Genomic DNA, 17836 nt, shown 5'->3' with positions numbered 1-17836 from the left:
TGAGACTTTGCAACAGAACCTATCTGCTTCACATCTCCTAGGAGAAAGATTAAATAATCGGGGATATCCTGTAGGGTCAATATTATTAGCCGGCAAAAATAATTTATCAAAAGGATATGAGTTGGGAACTATTTTCAGTACGTATTATGACCAATATTCTTTGGTTGCGGAAGATAGAATCGAAAGGGATTTAAAGTCTTTTGTGGAAATGTTGAATGAGGTTCAAGTCAATATTGGGGAAAATAGAGATTTTAGTGATTTTTATAAAGAATTGCTGTCAAATGATTACGGACTTTATGGAGAGAATTTTGAAGAAGAATTAAAATTTCAAAATACTATAGAAGAATTTTTGATAGGATATGAATACCAGCTAACGGCTGAGGAAGCGAAGCCATCAAAGAGAAACGATCCGATTATTGATGGTAGGGGCCGAAAGAGATGGCCAAGAGATAGTGCTATAGCAGCTACAGCACTGCAAAGAGCAAACTATTACTGTGAAGTCGATTACCGACATGCAACATTTGTCTCCAATAAAACGGGCAAGCCTTACATGGAAGCTCATCACTTAATACCAATGGGTCAGCAAGAAGATTTTGAATATAGTTTAGATAAAACAGCGAATATAAAATGTATTTGTCCAAATTGTCATAGATTAATACATCATGGGAGAAAAAAAGAAAGAAATGAAGTTTTAAATGTCCTCTTCTCAAAATCAAAAGATAAAATGAAGCAAGTAGGTCTCGAAATCTCTATTGAAAAGTTGTTTTCATTCTATGAATAATTTTGGATGAGGTTATCTATAGTTCATCGAGTTTTATAGAAAATGATAGCGGACTAATTCGATTTTAGGATTTAAAAAGTAACAATAATTATTTCTGAGGGACATCAGCTCGCTACGAGATAATACCGAATAGTTGGTAACCTAACTAGATTAATAAAAAGCAATATCCGCAACGACGATTTACCGGACGATAAAGGATGAAAAATATGGTACAAAAGTAGATAGTATTCTTCAATCAGCCAACTTACCAAGTTGTGGTAATGATTTGAGATATTAGCAACATATAACTTTATACAGTTCTACAAAACCCCATGAGCAAGAGAACATTGACTTTGCACCATTAGTAGACTTGTAAAACGATATAAAATAAAAATTTGTTTAACCAGGCCTTAAAAAAGCTCGTAAAGCTTCTCAATTATCAAAACCTTAATTGTTTCTATATCAACGATTCAGACACTTTCCAATTGCGAAAAGTGTTTTTTTTATCTTTTGTTGTACGTGATTTATACTTTCGATTATTTTTCCACTATCTTCTTATACACACTCCACTCAAATTCTTCCAACACTACCTCTCATACCAATTCCCCAACCGCTTATAGAAAAAAGCACAATAATTCAATCCCATCGTGTACAATATAGTTGAAAAGGAGGGATAGCCATGGAAATCAAAGTAAGAATTGATGCCACAATTGATGGGTTAAGGGTACTAATTGAGTCACCGACCAATGAATTAGCCAATGAGTTACTGTTACAATTGTCCAATGTGCAAGAAAAAGACATGTTTACGGTAAAAACAAAAGATGGTATTCAGGTTGTACAAGTACATGAAATCGAAATTATTGAAATTTTTGCTGATGAAGTGGTTATTTTAACGATAAATAATGAAAAGATTATCTTTCGTGGTCGTCTGTATAAAATCAAAGAGCGCTTAAATGGACAACAATTTGTTCAAATTACAAAATCAACAATTATTAATATCAAGCAAATTCAACGCTTAGAAAACTCATTTTCAGGTAATATGCTAGCGATTTTAAAAAGTGGGAGAAAACAAACGATTTCGCGACGTTACTTGCCAAATTTAAAGAAAATTTTACGACAGATTAATTAGGAGGGAGTTACAATGAAAAAAATAATCAAGAATGGCTTACTAGGTGTGGGAGTAAGTAGTATTATTTTTACGATGTCAGGAATCTTCTTTGCAGATCATGAAGTCCGTCGAAATATTTTACTGATTGTTGGTTTAGGGATTGTCATGGGCGTGCTGTCGACTATTCATGAAAGTACCAAACTGTCTCTTCTATCGAAAACTATTTTTCAATTATCAGGGGGATATGTAAGCTTTTTAGTGGCAGCCTATTTTGGTCATTGGTTTCCTTTTAAACTCGGAGTGATTGTTACAGCTTCGGTACTATTTTTTACAATTTTCTTTGTGATTTGGACAGTTTTCTATTTCAAAGAAAAAAAAGAACTTGAGGAATTAAATAAGAAGTTTGAATAGAATAATTAGTATTGTTGCTAAAAAAGACTAGTAAATTAAGTCAAAGACCATGCTCTTAAGAATGTATAAGAGCGTGGTCTTTTCGTTCAATCGCAACGAGAAATCAAAATTTAACTACTAAACCGATAAAATCTTCGGTATAATATTTTATAAGAAAATGAATGGTTTTGATATCACCATTTTTGGTTCCGCTTTCAAAAAGGAGTGAATAAGAAATGACGAAACGCAAACTTTCTAGAAAAGGGAAAAAGTTGGTTTTTGGTGTATTGGTGGGGATGTTGTTTCTATCAATGAGCTATACTGGTTACTTTATCATTTATAAAGGTTTAGCATCACAGAAAAGTGATGAGACTTCGGCAACCAATGAAACAAGCGAACCCAATAAAAAGCAAGGACCGCAAACAATTACCGTTACTGCAAGTGGAGATATGTTGTATCATCGTCCGTTGTATTTGAGTTCATTTGATGGTGAAAATTATGATTTTGATAATGATTATGAGAAGGTGAAACCACTGATTTCTTCAGCAGATATTGCTTTAGGCGATTTTGAAGGTACGATTAATCCTAAGCGAGAAGTTGGCGGATTTCCATTATTCAATGCGCCGCCAACAGTTGTTGATAGTATTAAAGATGCAGGTTTTGATGTGATTGATTTGGCGCATAACCACATTTTAGACACAGGTATTGAAGGTGTCGTAACGACGGCAACTACATTTCATGACGCGGGTTTAGATACGATTGGTGTAAATGTGGATAATGACGGTATTTTAGTCAAAGAAGTTAAGGGTATCAAGGTGGCAATGTTAGCCTATTCTTATGGTTTTAATGGGATTGAAGAAAGTATCAGTAAGAAAGATTACGACAAATATTTAAATGATTTGTCGATGGATGAAGTGGAGACAGATATCAAAAAAGCCGAAAAAATAGCCGACATTACGATTGTTATGCCGCAAGATGGTGTGGAGTACGCATTGGAGCCAACCGAAGTACAACAAACCAATTATCGAAAAATGATTGATTCTGGTGCTGATATTATTTTTGGTGGTCATCCGCATGTTGCGGAACCAACAGAAATCATTGAAAAAGATGGCGAGAAGAAGTTTATCATTTATTCAATGGGGAATTTGTTGTCGAATCAACGGTTTGAAACAGTCAATAATGACTATTGGACCGAACGTGGCGTCATTCCTGAAGTCGAAATTACTAAAGATGGCGAGCGAACGTATTTAAGCAATGTAACTTTGCACCCTACTTGGGTATCTAGAGAACCAATCGCTAATCATATGTATTATGATTTTGAATATGGCAATATGCAAGCATACGATTTCCAAGTTGTCTTAGCAGAAGATTATTTACCAGGCGGAAAATCTGCAGATCAAGTGCCAGAAGAAACACGTCAACGAATCGAAACAGCATACCATGAAATGTTGGAGTTATTGGATTTGAAGTGGGAGTAGTGTGGTGCGTAAGACTGCTTGTCTGTAGTGGTGTTAGATAAAAGTAATTGAGGGGGGATTTTTATGGGTAGACCAACTTTCAATGTTAAATAAGTACAAATTATTTAACAAGGAGAAAAAATATGCAATTAATAAAAATAAAAGTAGCCGCTGAAAAAGAAAAGCTAAGACTCAACCAAATTTATGAAGAATCCAAAGCGTATTTTCAGCGTGTAGAAGGCCGAGAAACATTACCACCATTAATCAATATTAATGAGGTTATTCCAGCTATTCCACATGAAAGGTGTCATTGTTTAAGTGTTTATTATCTAGATGAAATAATAGGTTACCTCTGGGTCTTTGATGAGTCACCAACCAACATTTATATTTTACACTTTTATATAGATGAAAAGTATCGTGCAAGAGGTTTAGCAAGACTAGCGATACAAGAACTAGAGAAAAGGTATGGCAAAACTCTCGAAACTGCCGAATTAGTTGTGTCTTCTGTTAATTATTTGGGATTGAAATTTTGGCAATCAGTCGGATTTCATACGATTTTGCATGTCTATGAACCAAATACCATTGGTTCAAATGCTGTTGAGTTAGAATTACAAAAACGAATTAACTCTGTGGATGAAGATGATATTGGATTACTTTCAGTTGATACTCAAAATTATTTTTTAGGAGAGATGCTACATGTTTCCAATGAACAAAAAAATAAAAATTTAGTTTTAACAGTTCCAGAAGCAATTCATGAAGCAGAGAAATTAGATGTTGCGGAAGCTTATTTTATTCGATTAAATAATGAAGTAATTGGGTATGCAGCTTTGGTTTTTGATGAAAAAATTCCGGAGAAAGATAAACGTTACTGGTTATGGCAATTGATGATTGATGAAAAGTACCAGCAGAAAGGTTATGCTCGAAAAGCATTAAGTCTCATTATTGAGAAATATTTTCGACGTGCGAACGTAGAAGTTATCACCTTATCGACAAAATCAAGTAATTTTAAAGCATTGCGACTTTATAAAAGTTTTGGCTTTCAAGAAACAGGAGAGATGAATGGGGATGAGGTTATTTTACAAAAATATTTGTAAAAACTAGCTTGACTTTGTTAGGCATAAAAAAGAAAAATATAAGATTAATCTTATATTTTTATAGGAGGCCATTATGAAAATCTATTTAATTCGCCACGGCGAGCCAGATTACCATCAAGTTACAGAAGCAAAATATAAGGGATTTGGTAGGGACTTAGCTCGACTTACAGAGACTGGTATTGCGCAAGCTAAAGCGAATACCGGTCACTCTATTTTTGATGAAATCGAGCTTGTATTGTCATCTCCTTACACAAGAGCGATGCAGACAACGCTTGAAATGGTTCGGTTCCAAAATATTTCAGTTATCGTTGAACTGTTGCTTCATGAATGGTTACCAGATAAAACCGGCACGAAATTGGCGTCTGCAGAACAAGTACCAAGTGCGTATTTGGATTATTTAAATGGTACGAATGAATCACCGCTACAATGTGAAAGCAAAGAAGAAGTCTATGAACGTGTGAGTCAGGTGTTCGATGCTTACAAGAGTAAAGGATACGAATGCATTGCCTGTGTGACTCATGCAGCAGTCATTCGGTTATTTACTGGATTAGAAGATATTGATTTCTGTGGAATATATGAGTTTAATTATTGAAGATGCTACACCTGAGAGGAGTCCAACTATTGTCTTTTATACAAACCCGACTTTTGCATCTCCCTTGTATTCCTAGTATAATAATGATGTTTTGGAAAGTTGCATATGTAGGATGCAATGATGAGTGAAAGGAAGATGTATATAATGAATAATTTTTGGGCAGAATTACCGAAGCCTTTTTTTGTTTTGGCACCGATGGAAGATGTGACGGATGTTGTCTTTCGCCATGTGGTTCAAGCAGCGGGCGCACCGGATGTCTTTTTTACGGAGTTTACAAATTCAGATAGTTATTGTCATCCAGACGGTATTCAAAGCGTGCGTGGGCGCTTGGTTTTTACGGAAGATGAGCAGCCGATGGTGGCACATATTTGGGGCGATAATCCAGAATATTTCCGTCAAATGAGTCTTGGGATGGCTGAAATGGGCTTTAAAGGTTTGGATATCAACATGGGGTGTCCGGTACCTAATGTGGCCGGTCGTGGCAAAGGGAGCGGCTTAATTAATCGCCCAGAAGTTGCGGCGGAATTAATTGAAGCAGCAAAAGCGGGTGGTCTTCCTGTTAGTGTAAAGACCCGTATTGGTTATACAGAAATCGATGAGATGGAAGCATGGATTACGCATTTGTTGCAGCAAGATATTGCGAATTTATCGGTACATTTACGCACACGTAAAGAGATGAGTAAAGTGGATGCACATTATGAAGTAATTCCACAAATTATGGCGATTCGTGACCGTGTCGCACCAAATACGACGATTACGATTAATGGCGATATTGCCGATCGTCAAGCAGGCTTAGCACTTGCTGAAAAATATGGTGTGGATGGTATTATGATTGGTCGTGGGATTTTCAAAAATCCGTATGCGTTTGAAAAAGAGCCCAAAGAGCACACCTCCGAAGAATTGCTAGGATTGTTGCACTTACAACTTGATTTACAAGACAAATATTCAGAATTAGTTCCGCGTTCGATTGTGGGCTTGCATCGTTTCTTTAAAATTTATGTGAAAGGTTTCCCTGGGGCAAGTGATTTGCGTGTTCGTTTAATGAATACTAAATCAACGGCAGAAGTCCGAGACATCTTGGGGGAATTTACACAACAAGCGTAAATCAACAAAAGAGAGGTGGATGGACAATGAAAATTGCTATTTTAGGTTACTCTGGTAGTGGAAAATCAACCTTGGCGAATTACATTAGTCGTCAGCGAGCGATTCCTTGTTTGCATTTGGACACTGCTCAATTTGAAGCAAACTGGGAAACACGCCCAGATGAAGAAGCAAAAGCCATTGTTCATCAGCAACTTAAGAAAGAGCAGTGGGTAATTGATGGAAACTATACGCGGTTTTATCAAGCCGAGCGGTTGGCACAAGCAGATCAAATTATTTTATTGCTTTTTTCACGTTGGGCTTCGCTTAAACGGATTGTTGGTCGTTACCTAAAATACCGTGGTCAGACGCGTCCAGATATGGCAGCAGGCTGTGAGGAAAAATTAGATAGGGAATTTATTTGGTGGGTGTTGTATGAGGGACGTACTAAATCACATCAGCAACATTACCAAGACATCGCAAAAAAGTATCCAGATAAAACAGTGATTATTCGTAACCAACGAGAATTAGATGCGTTGTATCAAACATATAAGTAAGACAAATAATAATCAAAGAACTCTTGTAATTAGATTTACAAAAGTTCTTTTTTTTACTGAAAAATAAAAATTTGCAATTATCAGAAAATTCAGCTAATATAATGCTAGGTTATTGGTAAAAATAAAAGGGGGAAACGAAATGAAAAAAAGATTTTTATTAGGCACGTTGTTCAGTTGTACAGTTTTACTCGCAGCATGTGGTGGTGGCGACCAAACAACTGACTCAACGGGCACTGAGGGCAATGCATCTAATTCAGAGCAAGTGTTTAACGTTGCAGTACCACAAGAAATGCCGAGTGCGGATTTATCGATTGCAAGAGATACGATTAGTTTTACGGCATTGAATAATGTTTATGAAGGACTTTATCGTTTGGATGCTGATAATAAGCCTATTCCAGCAGGAGCTGCTGAAATGGCGGAGATTAGCGAAGATGGGTTAACGTATACGTTTCATTTGAGAGAAGACGCGGTTTGGTCAAATGGTGAACCTGTAACAGCAGACGATTATGTGACAGGTTGGCAACGAACAGTCGACCCTAAAACAGCATCTGAGTATGCTTACTTATATGCACCCGTTGCTAACGCAGAAAAAATTACTGCTGGCGAAGCCGATGTTTCTGAATTAGGAATTGAAGCTGTTAGTGATTATGAATTAAAAGTGACATTGGATGTGGCGACACCATATTTTGATTATTTATTGGCATTTCCTTCATTCTTCCCACAAAATAAAGCGATTGTGGAAGAAAAAGGCGATAATTATGCGCAAACTAGTGACGATGCCATTTATAATGGACCGTTTGTATTGACTGGTTTTGATGGACCAGGTGTGGATACGGAATGGGGCTATGAAAAAAATGACGATTATTGGGATGCAGAGAATGTAAAACTTGAGCAAATCAATGTGACGGTTGTCAAAGAATCAGCAACAGGTTTGAATCTATTCCAAGATGGTGCCTTAGATGATGTCACATTAAGTGGTGAATTAGCGCAACAAAATGCAAGTAATCCTGATTATGTGGTTGATAAAGAATCACGGACATCTTATTTAGCGTTAAATCAAGAAGCAAGTGATTCACCATTTAGAAATATTAATTTACGAAAAGCAATTTCTTACGCAATTGACCGTGAGTCAATGGTCAAACAGGTGTTAGGAGATGGTTCGGTGGCTTCTACCACCATTATTCCAGAAGGGATGTCTTTTGATCCAGATAATAACAAAGACTTTGTAGAAGAAGCGGCAGCCGATTTAAGTTACGACCCAGAAAAAGCCAAAGAATATTGGGAAAAAGCGAAATCAGAATTGGGGATTGATAGTTTAGAAGTAGAATTTTTGGCAGATGATACAGACTCTGTACGAGCAGTATCCCAATATGTACAAGGCGCCCTACAAGAAACGTTAGATGGCTTCACTGTGAAGTTGTCGGTTGTGCCAATATCAGTTCGTTTAGATCGTCAGCAACAAGAAGATTATGATATTGTCATGGGTGGCTGGGGCGCCGATTATGCGGATCCTAGTACATTCCTTGACCTATTTACAACAGAGAAATCAACTGGGCGTGGAAAATGGTCAAACGCAGAGTATGATGCATTGATGAAAGAAGCGGCAACAACCAATGCAACTGATCCAAGCGCACGTTGGAAAAATATGTTAGATGCTGAGAAAATTTTAATGGATGATATGGGTGTTGTCCCTGTTTACCAACAGGCGTCAGGACATTTACGTGCAGAAAAAATTCAAGATGTAGTCGTACATGGTGCTGGTGCATCTTATGATTACAAATGGGCAAGCGTAAAATAAAACAACTGAAGTGGAGAACTTCAATCGTTTCGAAGTTCTCTGCTTTTTCTATTGATATGATTAGGAGGAGTATGCATTGAGTAAAATTGCAAAAATAGAATTTCAAGCACAAACAGTCGCATTAAACAGTCCCTTTACCATCGCATTAGGCACGATTACAGAAGCTGACACCATTTTTGTCAAAGTCACAACAGATGATGGCATCATTGGTGTGGGCGAAGCAGCTCCAGAAACTTTTGTTACTGGAGAGACATTGCAAAGTTGTCAAGGGGCACTCGAATTATTATCTGAAAAATTAATCGGTGAAAACCCTTTACACATTGCCAAAATTCATGCGATTATGAACCGCGCCATGTTAGGGAACGGTGCCGCAAAAACAGCCATTGATATTGCTTGCTATGATATTATGGGAAAAATTGCGGGATTGCCTTTGTATCAATTATTAGGTGGTTATCAAGACCATGTGCATACGGATATGACTGTTAGTATTGATACACCAGCAGTGATGGCGAGTGAAGCCAAAAAATGGGTAGACCAAGGCTTTCAAGCAATAAAAATTAAAGTAGGCGTTGATCCGGTAGAAGATATTCAACGAATTCAAGCCATTCGTGAAGCCGTAGGACCAACGATTAAATTACGAGTAGATGCCAACCAAGGTTGGACACCGAAAGATGCAATTCGCGCTATCAATCGGATGAGTGCCTATGACATTGAATTTATCGAACAACCAGTAGCAGCAAAAAATATTGATGGGTTAAAGTTTGTGCGTGATCAAGTTGTCGATAAAGTCATGTCAGATGAAAGTGCCTTTATTCCCCAAGATGCGTTTATGTTAGCTAAGCGCGATTGCGTGGACTACGTAAATATTAAGTTAATGAAATGTGGCGGAATTTATCCAGCCTTAAAAATTATTAGCCTTTGTGAGAGTGCAGGCATCGGCTGTATGATTGGTTGTATGAGTGGAGAGTCCAATATTAGTGTGGCGGCGGCTACGCATTTAGCTGCAGCCCAACCAAACATTCAATTTGCTGATTTGGATGCCACTTTCTCCCTAAAAGAATTAGCTTATGAAGGAATCGTTGGAACAAAAGCAACCCCGATGATTGATTTAAGCAATAGCCAACCAGGACTAGGAATACAATTGTAGAAAGGATCTTTTTGATGAAAGCCAGTGAACTAAATGAACTATCCTATCTATCTGTGCCAATTCCAGAAGATATTCAACGTGCAAAGGACTATGGCGATATTAGCTTAGCCAAAAAGTTAATTGCACATAAATTAAACAAAAGTCAAACGAGTGCCACATTAAAGCGCCGTTTAGAAGGCGAACTTGCTATTTTGACTGTATTAGAAGCTAATCAATATCCATTTGATGAACAAGAAGCGTGTCGTTTGATGGAAGAAGCGTTTGAAAATTTTGAACCGCAAGAATTAGAAGATATTGTCGTATCAGCAGATGTCGAATGGATTTATCATGAAGGGCAAAAATACTACCATCGCCGCTTTATCGAAAATTTAGTCAAAACGCGTCGTGATTACTATGAACGCTACCGTTTTGAAGAAGGCAACACGATTGATAACGAGCGTCAAACAGAACTGGATGACAACATTGTGGTTATGAAAAAAGCCAAAAAACGACGGGCGCGTATTCAATTAAAACAATCCATTGCACCAAAAGAAAGATTGACGAATGAAGAGGGGCCTTTTTTGGCACACTTGCCATTACCACGTGCGAATGGTCACGTGAAACAGTCAAAAGTGATTGCCACCAAAGGGAATGTGCAGCACATTGACCAAGAAGATGCGATTCAACGAACGATTGCGTTTCAAACAAGTGATGCTAGTGAGCTTTCATTTGAAGTGATCCATGAGTATGAGATTGAAGCGGTGTATCATGATCTATTTGCTATCATGGAAGAGAAAGATTTTCCGAAAACATTAACCGAAGAAGAACAGCAAAGGTATCATGCTGAATTGCAAGAAAAAAGTCCACACATCATGTTTACGGAATTTCTGCGCACGTTATTGGCAGAATTAACGACAGCTGAGATGACATTAGTGGAAAAAGCGTTCAAAATCTATGAATTTGTCACAACACAAGTGAATTATTCTTTCATGCGTGAATACTATACGATTCCAAATATTAGTGAATATTGCGCCATGAATCAAAAAGGTGATTGTGGTGTTCAAGCATTGCTGTTTATCACGCTTTGTCGCATGGCGGGGATTCCTGCTAAATGGGAGTCTGGTTTATATGTTTCAGAGTATACGCAAGGTTGCCATGATTGGGCGAAATTTTATTTGCCAACAATCGGCTGGGTGTATGCCGATGCGTCCTTTGGTGGAAGTGCTTATCGTGGTGGTAATGAGACGCGTTGGAAGTATTATTTTGGTAACTTAGATATTTTCCGCATGCCGGCAAATGATGACATTCAAGCTGCATTTACCGTGAATAAGAAGCAACTGCGTGGGGATCCAATTGACAATCAGCGTGGTGAATTTGAGTCAGCTATTCGTGGGTATCGCTACAATGAATTGGATTGGGGATTCTCTTTAGTTTCCTTTGAATTATTCGATTAGTAAGAAAATAAAAGCGCCCGTAACATCGATAATCGTTGTTACGGGCATTTTTTTAGGCGTGTAGCCATTCTTGGGCTTGTTGGACTTCTTCATACGTCAATTGATGACTTCGCGTCCATAGGGTGGTCACAGATGCTTGACGGTCTTCAAATAATTGGATCACGTGTTGACTCTCAGCTACGGGAACAATGGGATCATGGGTCCCTAAGCTCATAAAAATACGTGTTTCAGGTAGCGATTGTGTTGGAATATTGTCTACCGGATACATTGGATGGAAAAGAATCGCTTGTTGGAAAGTAGGGTCACTTAAAAGCAAGTGAATGGCAATATTTGCGCCATTTGAATAGCCAACTAAGACGACATTGCTTAACGAGAATTGGTATTTTTCAGCTGCTTCTTGAATAAACTCGTTTAATTCTGCTCCACGCGCAGCTAAATCGGCTTCGTCATAAACACCTTCTGCCAAACGGCGGAAAAAGCGGGGCATCCCGTTTTCTAAGACATTTCCTCGAATGCTGAGCAAAGAGGCTTGCTGATTTAATGTTTTACCTACTTCTAGTAGCGAATGTTCATCGCCTCCGGTCCCATGTAAAAGCACGAGTACCGGAGCCTCAGGATGACCTTGTTGAAAAATAGCGTGCATGTCATTACCTCCTTTTTATTCTGGACGTACCAGTTCAAAAATATCACCAATGGTTGCGTAAGCATTGCCAGCCAAGCGACTGACTGCTGCTAACTTATTGGGATTAATACGTCCGTCTTCGTAAATTTCTTGATTGATGTGGTACTGTTTGATTTCTAATAAAAACAAATCGGCGGTCACATGGTCTTCTTTTGTGATCGGGATATGTTGGTAGAGTGTGGTTTCAAAGCGTACACGTGCTTCTTTTAGCGCAGGTACGCTTACTTTTTCAGAATTTGTCGTTGTAAATTTAGTGACCGTTAGCTCACTCGTTGTCGGTGACAATTGAGCTGCCGTTTGATTGGCGTCTGTCACATTTTGTTCATCTAAGATATGAATGACCGCTTCGTTGGTTGCTAGTAAATTTCGTGCGGTGTCTTTTTGCTGGCCATTTTTACGTTGGATAGCGACAGACACAATGGCAGGCTCGGTACTTACGATATTAAAATAGCTAAACGGTGCAATATTTAGAATGTCATTGTCTTGTGTTGTCATAACTGCCACTGGTCGTGGAATAATCGAGCCAATTAATAATTTATAATTTTCTCGTTCAGTTAATTGTGTTGGATCAAATTGTAACAAGGAAGCTCCTCCTTTAAAGTATTAATTCAGGTAAATTGGCTACAATTTCTGCGCGTCGTGATTCAAAATGTGCAGGTAAGACAAAATGCGTACCCAGTTCGTCGAAGGCTTCATCGACGGTCAAACCAGGTTGTTTCGTTGCCATTTCAAACATCACGTCACCAAATTCTGGAAAATAGAGAGCTTTAAAATACTTGCGATCTTTAATTTCCGTCACTCGGTAGCGTTGCGTAGAAAGATACGTTTGCCATGCGAATTGTTCTTCATCGGTAGGGACAGACCAAGCGATATGATGCACCGTGCCAATTCCCCAGCGTCCTTTTGGTAAAGGCGTTTTAGGGAGTACAATCTGATGATGAACGTCACCAACTGTTTGGAAATAATTATGTGTGTCGGTTTCTGCAAGGTGAGTCAAACCTAAATCTTTGGTTAGCGTTTGAGCAGTGGCTTTGGGATAAGATGATAATAAGACTGCACCATGGAAACCTAAAATTTCTGGCGATGCGGCGACTTCATCACTTTCAACTAGTGCCAATGCAAGTTGATGCACATCACCGAATTCGATGGTCGGTTGCTGAAACAGCTGACTTTCAGTAAAAGCAACTTGATGTTGAGTAAAGCGTGCTTTCCAATAAGCAAAACTTCCCTTAGGCACTCGAAAGGCAATCGTTCCAACTTGTCCGCTACCAACACGTCCTTGATAGGCATTCTTCCAATTAAAGAAAGTGAGTAAAGTCCCATCATCGATGGATTGGTTGGCAAAATATAAATGATATGAATGTTCATCATCAAAGTTCACTGTTTGTTTAACGAAACGTAAATTTAAGACCGTACGATAAAAATCAAGGGTCTCTTGTGGATCACCAACAATTGCAGAAATATGATGAATTGCAGTAATAGGTTGCATAATAGTTCCTCCTTATCTGCTAGAATCAAATGGTTTAATGACACTTTCGATATAGTCACGGCGATTTTCTAAAAATGGTGCTAGTGACAAGCTTTCGCCTAGAGTTTCATACGGTTCATCGCCCATAAATCCAGGTTCATCTGTTGCTAGCTCTACTAAAATATGACCAATTCGTACGTAGAGTGATTCAAAATAATAACGATCGACATAGCCAGAATTTGGTAAACCAAGTTTTGTATATACCTCTTGCCAAACCGCCAATGATTTGCGATCTGCTAAACGGAAAGCAACATGGTGAACTTCTCCATAACCTTGTTCTGCTTGTGGACTCGTAGCGTCATCTACTAAAATAATTTGCGCGCCGTTACCCCCTTCACCAACTTCAAGCAAGTAACGATTGCCTTCTTGTTGAATCGTATTAAAACCAAAGATACCTTCAAAAATTCCTTTAAAATCAGCAAAATAAGAGATGGAAATTTCAACCGGTCCTAGGCCATAAATCGCAAATTCTTCAGGAACAGGTCCTTTTTTCCAAGGAATCCCAGCTTTCATTCCTTGATTTAGTTCGTCAGAAATCAATTGATACGCTTGCTCATCAAAATCCCAAAAACGTAATACCTTTTTACCAAATTCTGTCGTGATAGGTTCGTGTTTGACCTTGTATTGTTCAAATCGTTCTTCGTAATATTCTAATGCAGCATCTGTCGGTACACGGAAGCTTGTTCGAGAGATAGTGTTCGTGCCTTTTTTGCCTTTCGGATTGTTCGGGAAGTCAAAGAATGTCATAGTAGTTCCCGGTGTACCAATATCATCCGCAAAATACGTATGATAAGTATAAATGTCATCTTGGTTGACTGTTTTCTTCACTAAACGCATACCTAAAATATCGGTAAAAAAGTGGTAGTTCTTCACTGCATCACTAGTCATGGCAGTCACATGGTGTAATCCTAATAGTTGATCTTCTAATTTCATCTGTTATTCCTCGATTCTTTTTAATAGTTGTTGGAGTGTTTCTAATTCTTCCATCGTTAGTTTGGCAAAACTTTTATCAATTCTTGCTGCATGCAATGGGAAAATTTCAGCCATTCGCTCTGTCCCTAATTCAGTGATTTTGACCGTAATCACGCGACGATCTTGTGAATTAGTTTCACGTGTAACATATTTTTTCTTCACTAATTGATCAATGACATATGTCGTACTACTGCTAGCAATTAGAATTTTTTCTTTAATAGCCTGTGTGGTTTGCGGTCCTTTATGATAAAGCAATTCCAACACCGAAAATTCAGTAATATTTAAGTTATAACAAGTTACATCTTGCTTCGCGAGCTGCTCTAGCTGATTACTTGTCCGTAAAAGTCCAATATATGTTTTCAATGCTTCTTCTTGATGAGACATCTCTTCACCTCTTTTATTTCGAATTCGAGATAAATATATCTTACTTTTAGTAAGTTGTAAAGAGAAGTGAATCGGAAGAGAGGGTGGATAGTTAATTTGGGTTGACAAAGCCGTAGATTATTTTTGAAATGATTGCTATTATTAAGGTAAAACTAGAACTGGGGGAAAGCGTAAGTGGGAGAAAAAAATTCAAAGACACTTTATCAAGCGTTATGGAATAGTGCGGATATTTTGCGCTCAAAAATGGATGCGAATGAATATAAGACATATCTATTAGGATTGGTATTTTATAAATATTTGTCAGATAGGATGCTTTATCATGCAGTGAATCTTTTGGAAGAAGAAGCTACGGATTTAAATGCTGCACAAGCAATTTATGAACAAGCTTTCAATGATGAGGAATTAAAAGAAGATTTAATAGACGCATTGAAGTATGATTTTTCATATGTATTAGAACCATCATTAACGTTTACTTCGCTTGTTCAAAAAATCTACAAAGGTCGATTTGAACTGGAAGATTTAATGCAAGGATTTAGAAACATTGAGCAAAGTAGCGAACTATTTGAAAATTTATTCGAAGATGTTGATTTATATTCAAAACGTTTAGGATCAACTCCACAAAAGCAAAATCAAACCATTTCTTCAGTTATGAAAGAATTGGCTTCTTTAGAAATTGCACATGAAGGAGATGCACTGGGAGATGCCTACGAATATTTAATTGGTCAATTTGCTTCAGATTCTGGGAAAAAAGCAGGAGAATTTTACACACCTCAACCAGTTTCAACATTAATGACACAAATTGTCCTCTTAGGAAAAGAAAATCAAAAAGGTTTTAGTGTATATGATCCAACGATGGGGTCAGGCTCATTATTATTAAATGCTAAAAAATATTCTAATGAACCCGGAACAATTAATTATTTTGGTCAAGAACTAAATACATCAACATATAATTTAGCTCGAATGAATATGATTTTACATGGTGTTGATGTAGCTAACCAGCACTTGCATAACGGAGATACGTTAGATGCTGACTGGCCGACTGAAGAGCCGACAAACTTTGATGGTGTGCTAATGAACCCTCCGTATAGTGCAAAATGGAGTGCAGAAAAAGGTTTTTTAGATGATCCAAGATTTTCAATGTATGGTGTATTAGCACCGAAATCTAAAGCAGATTTTGCCTTTTTATTACACGGATACTATCATTTGAAGGATTCTGGTGTAATGGCAATTGTTCTACCTCATGGTGTGTTATTCCGTGGTGCAGCAGAAGGTAAAATTCGTAAAATAATGCTTGAAAATGGTGCAATTGATACAGTTATTGGGCTACCAGCCAACATTTTCTTCAATACAAGCATTCCTACTACCGTGATTATTTTGAAAAAAAATCGTGTGAACAAGGATGTTTTATTTATAGATGCTTCCAATGATTTCACAAAAGCTAAAAATCAAAATATATTGGAATCTCAGCATATCGAAAGAATTCTAGCAACCTATAAAAATCGAGAAAATATTGAAAAATATGCCCATGTCGCAACATTTGAAGAAATTGAAGAGAATGACTTTAACCTAAATATTCCAAGGTATGTAGACACATTTGAGGAAGAAGAACCGATTGACATTGTGGCTTTAAGCAAAGAAATGGTAGATTTAAACGCTGAAATTGCCAAAGCAGAAGCAGAATTTTTATCTATGTTAGATGAATTAGCTGTTACTGATACTTCTAGGGATTTAATAGAGGCAACAAAGGCAGTATTTTCTCGAGAGTAAGATAGCGAGGTATAATTATGGCAAATGATGTGATTCTTTATAATACAAAAGATGGATAGATTAGAATTGAGCTTCGACTGCAAGATGGGACAGTTTGGCTGTCTGAGTTAGAGATTGCGGAGCTCTTTCAAACAACTAGACAAAATATTAATAAACATATCAAGGCTATTTTTTCAGATGGAGAACTTGTTGAAGAAGTGGTTAGCAACTATCAGTTGCTAACCACTAAACACGGTGCTATTGAGGGAAAGACACAAACAAAAACAGTAAAATTTTACAATCTTGATATGATTCTAGCAATTGGTTATCGCGTACGTTCAGCTCGCGGTGCGCAATTTCGACGATATGCTTCTACAATATTGGAAGAATACTTGATTACTGGTGCAGCATTGGACACAGAGAAACTGACAAGCAATCTTATGTATTTTAAAAATTTGTAAAAAAGAATTCGTGATATTCGTTCAAGTGAGCGTTTATTTTATCAACAAGTTCTAGATATATTTGCAACTAGTATCGATTATGATGGTTCTAGTGTAGTAGCTCGTGAATTTTTTCAAACGGTACAAAATAAAATGCTCTATGCTGTAACTGGTCAAACAGATCCAGAGTTGATTTTTTCAAGAATGGATGCAAGCAAAAATAATTTGGGATTAGTCAATTACAAGGGGAATTATTCTCGAAAATCTGATTTAACTGTTTCTAAAAATTACCTTGATGAAGAAGAATTGAATCACCTAAACTTAATTGTTTCAGGTTATTTGGATACTGCGGAGTATCAAGCTGAAACACAAACTGCGATGACCATGGAGGATTGGAAAGCCGAACTAGATAGATATCTAACTTATCAACGAGCCGATATCTTGAAAGGTCGTGGGACTGTTAGTCGAAAAAAATGCGAATAAAAAAGTTGATGATGAGTATCAAAAATATCAAGAAAATAATCATGAAATCACAAGTGTTGATGAAGATTATTTCAAAGCACTTTCGCAAGATATCCAACGCTTGAAGGGAGAAAATCATGACAAATAAGAAGAAAAAAATGACACCTGAAATTCGATTTTCGGGTTTTGAAGGAGATTGGGAACAG

17 protein-coding genes and 1 pseudogene are annotated in these 17836 nt (G+C 37.5%); 13 read left to right on the top strand and 5 right to left on the bottom strand.

What is annotated here, in order from left to right; all coding sequences use genetic code 11:
• The 11 genes from BAU17_RS11025 to BAU17_RS10975 form a co-directional block, all read left to right on the top strand.
• Positions 1-781: MrcB family domain-containing protein (locus BAU17_RS11025; RefSeq protein WP_161902877.1), on the top strand; the 781-nt coding region annotated here is incomplete at its 5' end.
• A gap of 658 nt (positions 782-1439) precedes the next feature.
• Positions 1440-1889 (top strand): LytTR family DNA-binding domain-containing protein, encoded by a 450-nt coding sequence (locus tag BAU17_RS11020; protein WP_161902876.1) that lies wholly within the window; start codon positions 1440-1442, stop codon positions 1887-1889.
• A 12-nt stretch (positions 1890-1901) separates the two neighbouring features.
• Positions 1902-2279, top strand: coding sequence for a DUF3021 domain-containing protein (locus BAU17_RS11015; RefSeq protein ID WP_161902875.1), 378 nt, complete (start codon positions 1902-1904; stop codon positions 2277-2279).
• A gap of 215 nt (positions 2280-2494) precedes the next feature.
• Positions 2495-3736: a CapA family protein gene (locus BAU17_RS11010; RefSeq protein ID WP_161902874.1), complete on the top strand. Its 1242-nt coding sequence runs from the start codon at positions 2495-2497 to the stop codon at positions 3734-3736.
• A gap of 122 nt (positions 3737-3858) precedes the next feature.
• Positions 3859-4809 (top strand): GNAT family N-acetyltransferase, encoded by a 951-nt coding sequence (locus tag BAU17_RS11005; RefSeq protein ID WP_161902873.1) that lies wholly within the window; start codon positions 3859-3861, stop codon positions 4807-4809.
• A gap of 73 nt (positions 4810-4882) precedes the next feature.
• Positions 4883-5401 (top strand): histidine phosphatase family protein, encoded by a 519-nt coding sequence (locus BAU17_RS11000; protein ID WP_161902872.1) that lies wholly within the window; start codon positions 4883-4885, stop codon positions 5399-5401.
• A gap of 141 nt (positions 5402-5542) precedes the next feature.
• Entirely contained in the window at positions 5543-6505 is a 963-nt protein-coding gene (locus tag BAU17_RS10995; protein ID WP_202622320.1) for a tRNA dihydrouridine synthase, read from the top strand.
• Positions 6506-6531: 26 nt separating this feature from the next.
• Positions 6532-7038, top strand: a complete 507-nt coding sequence (locus BAU17_RS10990; protein ID WP_161902870.1) for a P-loop NTPase family protein — start codon at positions 6532-6534, stop codon at positions 7036-7038.
• Between the two features lie 139 nt (positions 7039-7177).
• Positions 7178-8836, top strand: coding sequence for a peptide ABC transporter substrate-binding protein (locus BAU17_RS10985; protein WP_161902869.1), 1659 nt, complete (start codon positions 7178-7180; stop codon positions 8834-8836).
• Between the two features lie 76 nt (positions 8837-8912).
• Positions 8913-9983: a dipeptide epimerase gene (locus BAU17_RS10980; protein ID WP_237579120.1), complete on the top strand. Its 1071-nt coding sequence runs from the start codon at positions 8913-8915 to the stop codon at positions 9981-9983.
• A 14-nt stretch (positions 9984-9997) separates the two neighbouring features.
• Positions 9998-11416: a transglutaminase-like domain-containing protein gene (locus tag BAU17_RS10975; protein ID WP_161902868.1), complete on the top strand. Its 1419-nt coding sequence runs from the start codon at positions 9998-10000 to the stop codon at positions 11414-11416.
• 52 nt (positions 11417-11468) lie between these two features.
• On the opposite strand, the gene BAU17_RS10970 is transcribed toward BAU17_RS10975, so the two are convergent.
• Genes BAU17_RS10970 through BAU17_RS10950 form a run of 5 tightly spaced genes read right to left on the bottom strand, consistent with a single transcriptional unit; the run spans position 11469 to position 14982 of the window.
• Positions 11469-12059 (bottom strand): alpha/beta hydrolase, encoded by a 591-nt coding sequence (locus BAU17_RS10970; protein WP_161902867.1) that lies wholly within the window; start codon positions 12057-12059, stop codon positions 11469-11471.
• Positions 12060-12074: 15 nt separating this feature from the next.
• A complete protein-coding gene (locus BAU17_RS10965) occupies positions 12075-12680 on the bottom strand; it encodes a flavin reductase family protein (RefSeq protein WP_161902866.1) in 606 nt (201 codons plus the stop codon).
• A 13-nt stretch (positions 12681-12693) separates the two neighbouring features.
• Positions 12694-13587, bottom strand: coding sequence for a VOC family protein (locus BAU17_RS10960; RefSeq protein WP_161902865.1), 894 nt, complete (start codon positions 13585-13587; stop codon positions 12694-12696).
• 12 nt (positions 13588-13599) lie between these two features.
• Positions 13600-14559, bottom strand: a complete 960-nt coding sequence (locus BAU17_RS10955; protein WP_161902864.1) for a ring-cleaving dioxygenase — start codon at positions 14557-14559, stop codon at positions 13600-13602.
• A 3-nt stretch (positions 14560-14562) separates the two neighbouring features.
• On the bottom strand, positions 14563-14982 hold the full coding sequence (locus tag BAU17_RS10950; protein ID WP_161902863.1) for a MarR family winged helix-turn-helix transcriptional regulator: 420 nt from the start codon (positions 14980-14982) through the stop codon (positions 14563-14565).
• Positions 14983-15156: 174 nt separating this feature from the next.
• Between BAU17_RS10950 and BAU17_RS10945 the strand changes: the two genes are divergently transcribed.
• Both BAU17_RS10945 and rhuM read left to right on the top strand, forming a co-directional pair.
• Positions 15157-16749 (top strand): type I restriction-modification system subunit M, encoded by a 1593-nt coding sequence (locus BAU17_RS10945; protein ID WP_161902862.1) that lies wholly within the window; start codon positions 15157-15159, stop codon positions 16747-16749.
• Between the two features lie 287 nt (positions 16750-17036).
• Positions 17037-17651: pseudogene (gene rhuM / locus BAU17_RS14240) on the top strand (RhuM family protein).
• Positions 17652-17836 lie beyond the last annotated feature (185 nt).

It is taken from the genome of Candidatus Enterococcus willemsii, from assembly GCF_009933335.1.
GTDB lineage: Bacteria > Bacillota > Bacilli > Lactobacillales > Enterococcaceae > Enterococcus_F > Enterococcus_F willemsii.
Note: the sequence above shows the minus strand (reverse complement) of the source record. Positions and strands in the feature narration are given on the sequence as shown.